We start from the raw sequence: 13,247 nt of genomic DNA on the forward strand, positions 1-13,247 counted from the left end.
ATTATTAAAGTTAACATGAGCAATATCTTTCGTCCTTATGATCCTAATTCGCATCTTGGCTGCACATGCGGGCAGCACAGCACCCAAGCTGACTGCGACCGTGCCAGTGCGTTTGGACAATTAAACCGAAACGTACAACCAAACTCCCAAACCGAGCAAGCTGCTGCCGATTTTGTTGAAGCTGCCGCCATGCGAGCACTACTCCCTCATGAGCCGACTCGCCGAGCCTTCCTAAAGACAGTGGGCGCTGGCACTGCAATGGCAGCCATGGGTAGCCTTCTGCCATTATCTGCCTTACAGGAAGCTGCCGCAGCCAATCGACTGAATCCCGAGAAGAAAGACTTAACCATCGGCTTTATCCCGATCATCTGCTCAACGCCGCTCATCATGGCAGACCCGCTGGGCTACTATGCCGAGCAAGGCATCAATGCCAAGCTGGTCAAGCGTGCTGGCTGGGCGCTCGTGCGCGATCAGATGATGAATCGCGAGCTGGACGCTACGCATTTTCTGGCGCCGATGCCGCTTGCCATCACGCTGGGTTTAGGCTCTGCCAAGCAAGACATGAAAGTCGCCTGTATCCAAAACGTGAACGGTCAAGCCCTCGTGATGTCTCTAAAACACAAAGACAATCGCGACCCACGAAACTGGAAAGGCATGACCTTCGCCATTCCATTTGAGCACTCAATTCACAACTATCTGCTGCGTTATTTTCTGGCGGAGCACGGACTTGACCCAGATAAGGACGTGAAACTGCGCTTAACCACACCGCCCGACATGATCGCCAACCTAAAAGCCGGCAACATTGATGGCTTCTTTGGGCCTGAGCCTTTCAACCAACGCGCCGTCTGGGATAAGGCAGGCTACATTCACACATTGAGCCGTGATATTTGGAACGGTCATCCTTGTTGCAGTTTTGGCACATCCCAAAGCTTTATCGATGACAATCCGCAATCATTCCTAGCGATGTATCGCGCGATTCTAAAAGCCAACGTCATGGCGAATAAGCCTGAAATGAAAAAAGAGCTGTCCAAGATCTTATCGCCTGCCAACTATCTAAACCAGCCAGAGCTTGTGATTCGCCAAAGCTTAACAGGTCGCTTCGCTGACGGCATTGGCAAAGTCCAAGACGTGCCAGATCGCACAGGCTTTGACGCCATGCCTTGGGAGTCTTTGGCGGTATGGATGCTCACGCAAATGAAGCGCTGGGGCTATCTAAAAGGCGATGTCGATTACCAAAAACTCGCCCAAGAAGTATTCTTATTAACCGATGCCAAAAAACAAATGCAAGCAATGGGCTATGAATTTAGCGACGAAAAATCCATCACCGTCATGGGCAAGCCTTTTGACCCAAGTCGCCCTAATGAATACATCTCAAGCTTTCCCATTCGCGCACAATAACATAATAAGTAAAAACAATGAGTTTATTTAATAAATTAACCACCCAAACCAAGGCGTATCTCATCACCGCCTTTATCGTGCTCGCCATGCTTGGTATCTGGCAGGCGGCGACTCTGCCCACACAAGTCACCGCACCCACCGACCCGATCGCCTTAGAATACGAAGTGCTGATGGGCAACATTCCTGAGCACACACCCGCAGGTGCCGTCGTCGCCAGTACCGAGAGCGAATTTCCCAGCCCAAAACGCTTCGCTGCCACTGCAATTGAGCATCTGTCTGATCCATTTTATGACAAAGGCTTGAACGACAAAGGCATCGGCATTCAGCTTGGTTATTCAATTGGCAGGGTACTGCTGGGGTTCTTATTGGCCGCATTGGTTGCCATTCCACTGGGTTATGTGCTTGGCATGAGTAAGGTTCTAGATAAAGCCATCTCGCCTTTTGTGCAGCTGTTAAAGCCCATCTCGCCCCTAGCGTGGATGCCGATCGCCCTTTATACGATCAAAGACTCAAATCTATCAAGCATTTTTGTGATTTTTATTTGTTCGGTATGGCCGATGCTGACCAATACCGCCTTTGGCGTGGCAAGTGTTCGCCGAGAATGGCTGAACGTCGCCAAGACGCTTGAAGTTGATCCACTCACCACCGCCAAAAAAATCGTCCTACCTGCTGCTGCACCCACCATCGTCACCGGCATGCGCATCTCTATGGGCATTGCATGGCTTGTGATTGTTGCTGCTGAAATGCTCGTAGGCGGTACAGGCATTGGTTATTTTGTATGGAACCAATGGAACAACTTATCCATCGTGAATGTCATCTTTGCCGTGCTGCTCATTGGCGTGGTCGGCATGGTGCTCGATTGGTTATTTGCATTATTACAAAAAAAGGTAAGCTATGTCGAATGATGTTAACAACACGACTGACAACGTGTTAATCAGTGTACAAAATCTTTCTAAACGCTACGCTAAAGATGCGCCGAATGTCTTTGAAAAGGTCAATTTCGACATCAAGAAGAACGAATTCATCTGTCTCATCGGACACTCTGGCTGCGGTAAATCCACCATCTTAAATGCCTTAGCAGGACTTGAACATCAAACAGGCGGTCAAATCCTAATGGAGGGTGTCGAGGTGGTCGGACCCAGCCTTGAGCGCGGCGTAGTGTTTCAGTCGCACGCTCTACTGCCGTGGCTGACAGTTGCCGATAATATTGGCTTTGCCATTGATGCGCGCTACAAAGGCATCTCAAAGAGCGAAAAAGAACAAAAAATCCGCCACTACTTGTCTTTGGTGGGACTAGAAAACGCCATGCACAAGATGCCATCAGAGCTGTCAGGCGGCATGAAGCAACGCGTCGGTATCGCGCGCGCCTTCGCCACCGAGCCTAAGATGCTGCTGATGGATGAGCCATTTGGGGCGCTTGATGCCCTAACGCGCGGCAATATCCAAGATGAACTGGTGAGCATCATCGAGAAAACCCAGCAGACGGTATTCATGATCACCCATGACATCGATGAGGCGATTTTGCTTGCCGACCGCATTTTCTTAATGAGTAACGGCCCACAAGCAAAACTGGCAGAAATCGTGGTCAATACCCTGCCGCATCCGCGCACTCGTGAACACATCCACCACGACCAAGGCTATTATCGCATCCGCAATCACTTGCTTGATTTTTTGGTGAATCGCAGCAAGAAGCTCCAAGCCCAACAAGAAGAATTCACCGCCCCAAAAGTGGTGTATCCTGCCAGAGACAACTGGGATTTATTATAATTTTAATTGTCTTAAAACACCGTCAATTGGCGGTGTTTTATTTTTGTAATATTTGATGGCAATCATTTCCACCCCATCCCAAAATCCACTATAATATTAGCGCCAATAAAAAGCATCCGTGATATTGGTTTTGTTAGGGTAATTTTGCCATTTTTATAGATTTTTTGATACTAAGGAACAATATATGTGCGGTATCGTTGGGGCTATTCGTAGCCAAGCTAATGTGGTGGATTTTTTGACCGACGGTCTAAAACGCCTAGAATATCGTGGCTATGACTCGTCTGGCATCGCTGTATTTAGCGAAGAAGAGAATAAAATCAAACGCGTGCGCCGCGTGGGTCGTGTGGCACTCATGGAGGAGGCTGCCAAAGCCAAAAGATTATTCGGTCATATCGGCATCGGTCACACGCGCTGGGCCACGCATGGTGGCGTAACTGAGCCTAATGCGCATCCGCACATCTCAGGCGGCACGATTGCTGTGGTACATAATGGCATCATTGAGAACTTTGAAGCGGAGCGCGTGCGCCTAGAGGCTTTGGGCTTTGAATTTGAATCACAGACTGACACCGAGGTCATCGCTCACAGCATTCATCACGAATACACCCAAAATGATGGCAATCTCTACCGCGCTGTACAGACCGCTTGCTCGCGTTTTCACGGGGCGTACGCCATCGCCGTCATCACTCCAGACGATCCCACTAAGATGGTTGTGGCACGCATGGGCTGTCCTCTGTTGATTGGCTTTGGTGAAGGCGAAGTGTTCATTGCATCTGATGTATCAGCGGTAGTGTCATTTACTCGTCAAGTCACCTACCTAGAAGATGGCGACATTGCAATCTTAACCGCAGATGGCGTTGACACCCTACTAGATAAAAATGGCAACACGCCTGAACGCCAAGTTAAGACCTCTCAGCTATCTTTAGCAAGCCTTGAGCTTGGTCCATACAGTCACTTCATGCAAAAAGAAATCAACGAGCAACCAAAAGCTGTCGCTGACACCGCAGAGATCTTCTTAGATGGCGGCTTTATTCCTGAGAACTTCGGCGAGAATGCACCTGCCATCTTCAACGAAATCAACAGCATTAAGATTCTGGCGTGTGGCACATCTTACTATGCCGCTCTGACAGGTAAATACTGGTTAGAATCGATCGCCAAGATCCGCTGTGATGTTGAGATCGCCAGTGAATATCGCTATCGTGACGTCATCGCCGACCCCAAGGAGCTGATCATTACCATCAGTCAATCAGGCGAGACACTCGATACGATGGAGGCGTTGAAATACGCTCAAGCTCAAGGTCATGTACACAGTCTATCCATCTGCAACGTCCTAGAATCTGCCTTACCACGTAACAGCTCTCTTGCCATCTATACTCGTGCTGGTGCGGAGATTGGCGTGGCAAGCACCAAGGCATTCACCACGCAGCTTGTGATATTATTCGGCCTGGCTGTGACATTGGGCAAGCTTCGCGGTCACATTAGCGAAGCTGACGTTATGAAATTCTCTGAAGAGCTACGCCTGCTGCCAGGCAGTATTCAGCATGCCATTAACCTAGAACCTCAGTTATCAGCATGGGCACAAAAATTCGCCACCAAGCCATCTGCTCTGTTCTTAGGTCGCGGCGTTCATTATCCGATTGCCCTAGAAGGTGCTCTCAAGCTAAAAGAGCTAACCTACATTCATGCCGAGGCTTATCCTGCGGGCGAGCTTAAGCATGGACCATTGGCGCTGGTTGATGAAAATATGCCTGTGGTGGTCATCGCCCCCAATGACAAGCTGCTTGACAAGGTCAAAGCCAATATGCAAGAAGTCGGCGCACGTGGTGGCGAATTGTTCGTCTTGACTGACCTTGACAGCGACTTCACCGAGACTGATGATGTACGCGTCATTCGCACCCCGCGCCATGTGGGCGTGCTATCTCCGATCGTGCACACCATCGCAGTTCAACTACTATCCTATCATGTCGCACTGGTGCGCGGCACAGACGTGGATAAGCCAAGAAACCTTGCAAAATCGGTCACAGTCGAATAAACCACAAAAACCGCTCAAATTTTTGAGCGGTTTTTAATTTAAAGAGACAGTACTGCACTGATTGGCAAATGGTCGGACAGATTCGACCACGGTATGCCTGCATGAACAGTTGCGCGGTGGATTTGTAAATTACGCACATAGATTCTGTCTAGGCTCAGTACTGGTAGCTTGGCAGGATAAGTGGCAGGATACATCCCGTGCAAATGATGAAAAACCTCAGTCATGCCAAGCGATTCCAACACTTGAGTGGATTTTTTACTCCAATCGTTAAAATCACCAGCCAAGATTAACGGCACATCCTTACCAATCACGCCATCGATATAATCAATGATCGCCTGATATTGCTTGATGCGATCACGGTGCAATAGATTTAGATGCGCGCACAACACCACCACAGGTCTCTCCCAGCCCTCAGGATGGATCTCACAGTGCAGTACGCCACGCTTCTCAAGACGGCTAACTGTGATATTTACATTATGCTTAGGGTCGAGTGGGTGACGAGACAGCACTGCATTGCCATGATGCCCATGCTCATATTCCACATTCTTGCCATAGCTGTCTTTTAGAGCTAAATATTCACCAAACCATTCGTGCTGAGACTGCTTGGGGTATTCATTAAATGACATAGCGCGTTTTAAGTTCTGTCCTTGGACTTCTTGCAAGCACAGTACATCAGGGTCAATGGAGGCGAGCGCGTTCGCCATGCCATTTAGCTTGACCAGACGATTCATCGGCGACATGCCTTTGTGGATATTATAACTAATAACGGTAATCAGATTCATATAATTAAAAATGACGCAATCAATATTGCGTCATTTTAGCATGGTTTGTGAGTTTGGCAATTTTTATCTGGGCTTGTTAAACCTTAGTCATTGCCAGCTCTTTGGTTTAGTAACGCGTCACCAGTGCGATGTCAGTATCTGCGATGATCTCTTTTGGTAAGAACACCACTTCACCGCCATGTGCGCTGACCAGCTCAATGATCTCGCCCACCACATCATCGGTGACACCGTCAGCAGCTGCATCATCACTTAGCGTGATGCTCTGGTTCGCCTCATCAACCACCGCAGGCTGAATGTAGCCGATACGTACATATAGACGCTCGCCGATGCCCTGGAAAGCCGCTTGGTAGATCGCTTGCAAATCGGTGCGTAGCAGATTGTTGCCGCGGGCAGCTTCCATCTCGCCTAGGCTAGATTCATGGCGAGAAGCGCGATAAGATTCGACTGATTCGTTCAGGCTGTCAATAATGTGCTGAGCCGAGCCATCTTCTAGGTCAGTGACGTTATCCGCTGAACCTGCGATGATGTCAGGGCGGTCGCATACGTCTTTATAGAAGCTGATATTACGCGCATCGCCAACAACGAATAGCGATACATTGTCCTGAGACTTACCAATCAATTCTTGGACGCTTTTATCAACACGATTTAGGAATTCTTTTAGATAATTATCCTCATTCGATGCTGCGGAGCGATCCGCACCACTGGTGGTGTAGAGCGAAGTATTATCGATTGGGAACGTCAGATTCTGCATGTCGGTTTGCTCTGGTGTTGTATCATCAAACTCACGCACGACACGGTTATTCACTGCCTCAATCAGTCTGGCATGTGTGCGAGTCACTACGAGCGCATAGTAATGCACTGAGTGCGCCAAGTCACGCACAAAGTCGCGTGTGGCGAATTTCTTATCAACAACCACGCGAGGTGTGGCATCAACTGGCAAGCGCAGTACCTTAGCCTCATCCGCCGTCGCAAAAATCGCTAAGCTGTCTAGATTATAATTATGGTCGTAATCTGTTAGCGCCTCTTCCACTTTACCCAAAACCGCATCGCTGGTGCGCTTATCATACTCGTTGGTTAGACGCTCTGCCGCCTCAGACAGTCCATTTTTTAGGGCGATAGGGTCTTGTTCGTTCTCAGGGTGGGTGCGATGTGTCTTTACAATGACAGAAAGCGCAGGATCTGCGGTCACGCCACGAAGCTGTTTTAGGGTAGATTTCATTGATAAGGACATGATAGGTTTCCTTCTTATAGTGCATTATTTATCAGGCTTCTCGCCTGCCAAAGTAGTCAAATTCCCCACTACTTAAAACTCAATATAACAGCTATTCCCATAATGTTATAGTGGTTCTATGCAAAGATTTATGACAGATTTTTTACAATAGTTATCTTTTGTGAACAAATTTTAGCCATCTTAAATTTTGTAATCAGCCTTGCTTTTTGGCATGCTAACATTGCAAAAGCCCTTGTCCGCCCTTATAATTTTGACAACAGCAAAAAAAAGCGAGAACACCCATGAGCATTAATTTTAATAGCGCAGATTTTGACGAGCGCTTACATTTGGTGGATTTTAATAAAACCACCCCACAAGCCCTCACCCAAGCAACCCACGACGCCTTAGACGCTGCCCATGCTTTTTTGGATGACTTAGAAGCCGGCAAGATGGACATGGATGGCGAACCGCTTGCCATCATTGATCAATTTGACACCCTAAGCCATGCCATTCATCGGCCTTTTGGGGTGCTATCTCACCTAAATAGCGTGATGAATAACGAAGAGATTCGCCATGCACATCATGAAATTCTGCCAAGATTGAGTGAATTTGGCGTAAGAGTTGGTCAATCAAAAGCCCTATATTATCTGTACAAGACCCTACAAAACGACCTAAAAGACAGCGATGACTTTGCCCGTGTGCGCGCAACTTTCTTAGCACTACAGAGTTTTGATCTGTCTGGAGTTAGCCTGCCTGATGATAAAAAAGACCAATTCGCCAAAATTCAAAGCGAGCTGTCGCTGCTGTCCGCTCAGTTCTCGGATAATGTCTTGGATGCCACAGGCGCGTTTGCCTTGCCTTTAACCCAAGAGCAGTTAGACGGCATCACCCCAAGCGGTCTTGCCCTACTAAAGGCGGCAGGCGACAACCATAAAGCCAAGCACCCCAATGCAACCCTGCCCACCGACTATGTCGCGACCCTAGACATCCCCATGTATCTGGCTGTCATGCAGTACGCCACCGATCGCAACCTGCGCGAGACTCTATATCACGCCTACAACACCCGCGCATCCGCAGAATCGACATTCGAAGGTCAAAAAGACGACAAACCTAGCAAATTTGACAACAGCGACATCATGACGCGCATTTTGGCATTACGCACACAAAAAGCCAATTTGCTAGGCTTTAAAGATTACACCCAGCTATCCCTTGCCACCAAGATGGCAGACAGCCATGATGAGATCGAACGCTTTTTGTTGGATTTGGCTAATAAGGCGCGACCATTTGCCCAAAAAGACTTGGCACAAGTGCAAGAGTGCGCCAAGACACTCGGCATCGAAGACGTGCAGCCTTGGGACGTGCCGTTCATCAGCGAGAAACTCCAAAACGCCAAATACAGCCTAGACAGCGAAGCGATTCGCCCTTATTTCCCTGTGCCTGTGGTGCTAGATGGCATGTTTGACATAATTCATGAGCTGTTTGGTGTGCGCTTTATTGCCAAAGATGCGCCTGTCTGGCATAAGGATGCGCAGTTCTATGAAGTGCATGGCAAAGACGGCTTGATCGGTGGCGCGTACATTGATCTATACGCACGCGCGGGCAAATCTGGCGGTGCATGGCTGTCAGACTTTCAGGTCAAACACGAAAGACTAGACGGCAGCCAGACTCTGCCTGTGTGCTTTGTGGTGGGAAATTTCTCGCCTGCGGTGGATGGTAAGTCAAGCCTACTGACCCATGATGAAGTGCTGACTTTATTCCATGAATTTGGCCATGCACTGCATCATCTACTGACTCGTGTCAACATCGCCGATGTGTCGGGCATCAGCGGTGTAGAGTGGGATGCCGTCGAACTACCCAGTCAATTCATGGAGAACTTCGCTTGGGATAAGGCAGGCATCGCCAAAATCAGCTGCCATGTTGAGACAGGCGATCCACTGCCTGATGACAAGCTAAATGCAATGCTTGCCGCCAAAAATTTCCAATCTGGATTACAAACACTGCGCCAAATTGAATTTGGCCTGTTCGATTTGCGCATGCATGCGGGTAATTTGACAGACTATGCAGCGATCGTGACCACATTGAATCAGGTTCGCGATGAAGTGGCTGTCATCATGCCGCCAAGCAATAACCGCTTTGCAAACAGCTTTAGCCATATCTTTGCTGGCGGCTATGCAGCAGGCTACTATTCTTATAAATGGGCGGAACTGCTGTCGGCAGATGCCTTTGGTGTGTTTGAAGATCATGCCGGCGATACAGGCGTTATCAACCCTGTGATTGGCAAGGCATTTTATGATAGCATTCTGGCGATGGGTGGCTCACGCACCGCCAAAGAGAACTTCACCGCCTTTGCAGGGCGTGAGGCGAAGATCGATGCGCTGCTACGCCATAGCGGCTTTGAGGTGGCGTGATGCGTTACCAATCAACCCGCCCAAAACGCCAATTCCTCGCAGGTGTGGCTTGCCCAAAATGCCGCACCATGGATGCCATCGTTCAGATACAGGTGTTCGAGCCTGAGTTTGACGAATGGATCGAGTGCACCGCCTGCGACCACAGCGAACGTCGCCCCACCATTGATGAAACAGCCGCCATGCGTGAACAAGATGGTCACGATGGCGTAGGCGTGGTTAAATTTAAATAAGGATTATCATGAATCTGCACGACATCAGAGAAGACTACAGCAAGCAAGAACTGAGCGAATCGCACTGCCATGCCGACCCATTGATGCAGTTTCAGGCGTGGCTGAACGATGCCATCACCGCCCAAGTGAACGAACCGACCGCCATGAACATCGCCACCGTCGATGAAAATGGTCGCCCCAGTAGTCGCATGGTACTACTAAAAGAAGTCAACGATGATGGCTTTGTGTTTTTTAGTAATTATCACAGCCGCAAAGGCAAGGCGCTGTCCACCAACCCATTCATCAGCATCACCTTTTTTTGGCCTGAGCTTGAACGTCAGGTGCGCATCGAGGGCATGGTGGAATACCTAAATGAGACAGCCTCTGACGAATATTTTGACAGCCGCCCTTACACCAGTCGTATTGGCGCATGGGCAAGCGAGCAAAGCCAAGTCATCTTAGATAAGTCAGTCATCGTCAAACGCGCGGCTTTATTTGGGGTCAAACATCCCCTACACGTGCCACGTCCACCACATTGGGGTGGGTATTTGGTGCGTGCTGATGCGATTGAATTTTGGCAAGGTCGCCCATCACGCCTACACGATCGCATTCGCTATCGCTTAGATGACGATGCTTGGGTAAAAGAACGCCTTGCCCCCTAGTTAGTCCATCCATCAAAAAAGAGCAGACCAAAAAGCCTGCTCTTTTTTGTTTTTATGACATCATCCATCATCAAGGACGTACAGACAATGCCTTCGCTTTTATCGCTTGGATTTACCGAAGATGCGCTTATTATTCATCTCATTAATGGCGGTCTCAATCTCAGCATTGTCAAGGCTTGCAGTATGACGTAGCAGCTGCATCATGTCAGGATTGAGCACGAATTTGGCATTTTGGGCGATTTTATCGATACGCTCATCAAAAATCAGCACGCCGGATTCGTCCGTTTTGACATAATCTAAGCGCTTTAATGTGTCGATAAAGCTTGTAAATAACGCCTTATCAAACATGTCAGGCAAGTCATCGGCATACAGCACCGAGATGCGCTGACCAAGCACGTGGCACAGATTAACCACTTGCTCTGTGGTTAGGCGACCGCTGCCCTGCTCGGACAATAACGCCAATGCCATGAAATAACGCTCAAGACTCTGTTGGGCAGGACTTGCCAACACCAACAGCTGTTGATAACTTGGCGAATTAGTCTCTGGTACGCCAAGCACGCCATCACCTAGATCTACGATCAAGCCCTCAGCGATGAGTACACTTAACGTCTCATCGGTTAGATTCTCAATGCGTTTTAATGCAGTTTTTAAGAATAATTCCGCCTGCAAAAACGGATACATCAATGTGGTGATGGCATCAAGCTTCTCACGATAAATGCGTCCATTGCGCTGCACCAGAGCCGCCAAGAAACTCGCCATGATGAACACGTGCAAGATGTTATTTCTAAAATAGCTTAACAGCGGTGCTTGCTTGTCCGCCACACGAATCATGTCGCCAAGCACATGCGGCGTACGCTCGATGAGTTTTAGCTTCTCGCCATAAGCCAGAATCTCACTCGGCGGCAGATCGGTGATGTGCGTGTCTTCATCGTACGGCAGCGCACGAGCGATGCGCTGATACAGGGCGATCTGCTCGATGCACTGATCTTCATCAAGCGCCGACTTAGGTGTAGATAGCAGCGCCAATGCAATGAGCGATACAGGATTTACGACCGCAGATTTATTGATGTTTTGCAGGACTTTGACGCCTAAGTTCTGCACCATTGCGTGCGTGTTCTTGGTGTTCTCTTCGCTGTTGTCTTTGGCAGATACCAAGAATTTCTCCATAAAATCATTCAAATGCAAAGGCTCGCCAAATGACAAATGCACCGTGCCAAAGATACGCTCGATCTTACGTGCGGTTTTTAGTAGCCCTAGCCAGTTCTCAGATTCTTTTGGCTTGCCTTTAAGCTCACCGACATAAGTCGCCCCCTCCATGATGCGCTCATAACTGATGTAGGTTGGAATAAAGACGACAGGCTTGGCAGGTTCACGCAGGTGACTGCCCACCGTCATGGCAAGCATGCCAAGCTTCGGCGGTAATAGACGACCCGAACGCGAACGACCACCCTCAATGAAATATTCCATCGGAGCCGCACGCTGCATCAGACTGTGCACATATTCTTTAAATACCGTACTGTACAGCGCATTACCCTTAAAGCTACGACGCATGAAGAATGCCCCGCCGTTACGCAGCAGCTCGCCCAATACAGGAATATTCAAGTTCTCGCCAGCTGCAATGTGCGGAATGCGAAGACCTCGCTTATAGATCACATAGGACAGCAGCAGATAATCCATGTGGCTACGATGACAAGGCACATAGACGATCTGATGATCAGGGGCAAGCTGTCGCACACGCTCAAAATTACGCACTTCAACCCCGTCATACAGTCGTGTCCACAGCCACGTCAAGAAATGATCAAAGAACCTAAGCACCGAATGCGAATAATCACTGACGATCTCGCTTAGGTATCCCGATGCTTCTTTTTTGACCGCATTGATGGATTTGCCTGATTCGGCAGCTTCTTTTTCGATGACGGCTTGCACCACTGGCGATGACAGGATCTCACCTGCCACATTGCGCCTATCTGATAAGTCAGGCCCGACGATGCTAGTGCGCTGCTTATCCAAGAATCCTTTTAGTCTTAGATTAATCGTGCGTGACAAGTCATCGCCAACGCCTGCTTTGGCATCCGTGATGAGTTTTTGTAAGGATTTGGCTTCAGAGAATCGAACAAAGGTATCACGCCCCATCACGCCAATGTTAAATAGCTGCTTAGGGATGCTCGGTGAGCTCCATTCATCCGCCATCAACAGGCGAAACATCGATTCTTCTTTGTCAGGAGCGCGCCCCCATAGAATCGTTACAGGCACCAGATTCACATCCAGCTCAGGATTATCAAGGCACGCCTTGACCAGCCGCTCAAGACGTGGCGACACGCTCTCGCGTTCTTTATTGCGCCCATGCAAGAACACCATCGCAGATGACTCATCAAGTCCGCGCGAATGAATCTCGGCCAGCGCTGACGGCAAATCCAGTTCATCTGTCATCATGCCCACAAGCAAACTGTTCGAACGTGAATAATCTCGAATCACATAGAAAGTTGGATTCTCGTTATCGATGATGGGTGCTTCGCCGATGACAGTAGGCTTTACTGCCAGTGACAAGCCCTTGGCAGACACACGGCGATAAGGATTGGGCGATGCGATCGGATGGCGCGGTTTTGCTTTCACCTCTTGATCATCATGGTTGCCCCGATCATGCGATTCGTGCGTGATGAGCACGTTCTTTTTTAACTTGTCGCCTTTACCGAACAACTGGCTTAACTTATTAGGGAGTTTTAACATAAAATAATGATAATAGTTTGTCGTATATGGCAGTCATTTTACCATTTTTTTGTGA

At 48.8% G+C, this 13,247-nt stretch carries 10 protein-coding genes; 7 read left to right on the top strand and 3 right to left on the bottom strand.

What is annotated here, in order from left to right:
• Window positions 1-15: 15 nt before the first annotated feature.
• The 4 genes from AAX10_RS09360 to glmS all read left to right on the top strand — a co-directional run bounded on the left by AAX10_RS09360 (window position 16) and on the right by glmS (window position 5,194).
• Complete coding sequence (locus AAX10_RS09360) at window positions 16-1,398, top strand: ABC transporter substrate-binding protein (protein WP_046700453.1); 1,383 nt, start codon at window positions 16-18, stop codon at window positions 1,396-1,398.
• Between the two features lie 17 nt (window positions 1,399-1,415).
• Window positions 1,416-2,303 carry a nitrate ABC transporter permease gene (gene ntrB, locus AAX10_RS09365; protein WP_046700454.1) on the top strand — a complete coding sequence of 296 codons (888 nt, stop codon included), beginning with the start codon at window positions 1,416-1,418 and terminating at the stop codon, window positions 2,301-2,303.
• Complete coding sequence (locus AAX10_RS09370) at window positions 2,293-3,165, top strand: ABC transporter ATP-binding protein (RefSeq protein WP_036366997.1); 873 nt, start codon at window positions 2,293-2,295, stop codon at window positions 3,163-3,165. The genes ntrB and AAX10_RS09370 overlap by 11 nt, the downstream gene beginning before the upstream one ends.
• Window positions 3,166-3,349: 184 nt before the next feature.
• On the top strand, window positions 3,350-5,194 hold the full coding sequence (glmS, locus tag AAX10_RS09375) for a glutamine--fructose-6-phosphate transaminase (isomerizing) (protein WP_046700455.1): 1,845 nt from the start codon (window positions 3,350-3,352) through the stop codon (window positions 5,192-5,194).
• A gap of 38 nt (window positions 5,195-5,232) precedes the next feature.
• Here glmS and AAX10_RS09380 read toward each other — a convergent pair whose 3' ends face one another.
• Both AAX10_RS09380 and AAX10_RS09385 read right to left on the bottom strand, forming a co-directional pair.
• The gene (locus AAX10_RS09380) at window positions 5,233-5,976 is read right to left on the bottom strand and encodes an endonuclease/exonuclease/phosphatase family protein (protein ID WP_046698761.1); all 744 of its coding nucleotides are present in this window, start codon (window positions 5,974-5,976) and stop codon (window positions 5,233-5,235) included.
• A 106-nt stretch (window positions 5,977-6,082) separates the two neighbouring features.
• Entirely contained in the window at window positions 6,083-7,207 is a 1,125-nt protein-coding gene (locus AAX10_RS09385) for an AOC03_06830 family ribosome hibernation factor (protein WP_226997772.1), read from the bottom strand.
• Between the two features lie 281 nt (window positions 7,208-7,488).
• On the opposite strand from AAX10_RS09385, the gene AAX10_RS09390 reads away from it, so the two are divergent.
• From AAX10_RS09390 to pdxH, 3 genes are read left to right on the top strand one after another with little or no spacing between them, the layout of a single operon-like run.
• Window positions 7,489-9,594: a M3 family metallopeptidase gene (locus tag AAX10_RS09390; RefSeq protein WP_046700457.1), complete on the top strand. Its 2,106-nt coding sequence runs from the start codon at window positions 7,489-7,491 to the stop codon at window positions 9,592-9,594.
• A complete protein-coding gene (locus AAX10_RS09395; RefSeq protein WP_046697275.1) occupies window positions 9,594-9,824 on the top strand; it encodes a YheV family putative metal-binding protein in 231 nt (76 codons plus the stop codon). Before AAX10_RS09390 ends, AAX10_RS09395 begins: the two co-directional genes overlap by 1 nt.
• A gap of 8 nt (window positions 9,825-9,832) precedes the next feature.
• Window positions 9,833-10,465 (top strand): pyridoxamine 5'-phosphate oxidase, encoded by a 633-nt coding sequence (gene pdxH, locus AAX10_RS09400; protein WP_036366982.1) that lies wholly within the window; start codon window positions 9,833-9,835, stop codon window positions 10,463-10,465.
• Between the two features lie 99 nt (window positions 10,466-10,564).
• Here pdxH and plsB read toward each other — a convergent pair whose 3' ends face one another.
• The gene (gene plsB / locus AAX10_RS09405) at window positions 10,565-13,192 is read right to left on the bottom strand and encodes a glycerol-3-phosphate 1-O-acyltransferase PlsB (RefSeq protein WP_080947161.1); all 2,628 of its coding nucleotides are present in this window, start codon (window positions 13,190-13,192) and stop codon (window positions 10,565-10,567) included.
• Window positions 13,193-13,247 lie beyond the last annotated feature (55 nt).

Origin of the sequence: Moraxella bovoculi, assembly GCF_000988745.2 — a bacterium.
GTDB lineage: Bacteria > Pseudomonadota > Gammaproteobacteria > Pseudomonadales > Moraxellaceae > Moraxella > Moraxella bovoculi.

Bases quoted from the DNA above. Each gene is read 5' to 3' on its own strand.
- AAX10_RS09360 (WP_046700453.1), top strand. From the start codon at position 16: ATGAGCAATATCTTTCGTCCTTATGATCCTAATTCGCATCTTGGCTGC.
- ntrB (WP_046700454.1), top strand. From the start codon at position 1,416: ATGAGTTTATTTAATAAATTAACCACCCAAACCAAGGCGTATCTCATC.
- AAX10_RS09370 (WP_036366997.1), top strand. From the start codon at position 2,293: ATGTCGAATGATGTTAACAACACGACTGACAACGTGTTAATCAGTGTA.
- glmS (WP_046700455.1), top strand. From the start codon at position 3,350: ATGTGCGGTATCGTTGGGGCTATTCGTAGCCAAGCTAATGTGGTGGAT.
- AAX10_RS09380 (WP_046698761.1), bottom strand. From the start codon at position 5,976: ATGAATCTGATTACCGTTATTAGTTATAATATCCACAAAGGCATGTCG.
- AAX10_RS09385 (WP_226997772.1), bottom strand. From the start codon at position 7,207: ATGTCCTTATCAATGAAATCTACCCTAAAACAGCTTCGTGGCGTGACC.
- AAX10_RS09390 (WP_046700457.1), top strand. From the start codon at position 7,489: ATGAGCATTAATTTTAATAGCGCAGATTTTGACGAGCGCTTACATTTG.
- AAX10_RS09395 (WP_046697275.1), top strand. From the start codon at position 9,594: ATGCGTTACCAATCAACCCGCCCAAAACGCCAATTCCTCGCAGGTGTG.
- pdxH (WP_036366982.1), top strand. From the start codon at position 9,833: ATGAATCTGCACGACATCAGAGAAGACTACAGCAAGCAAGAACTGAGC.
- plsB (WP_080947161.1), bottom strand. From the start codon at position 13,192: ATGTTAAAACTCCCTAATAAGTTAAGCCAGTTGTTCGGTAAAGGCGAC.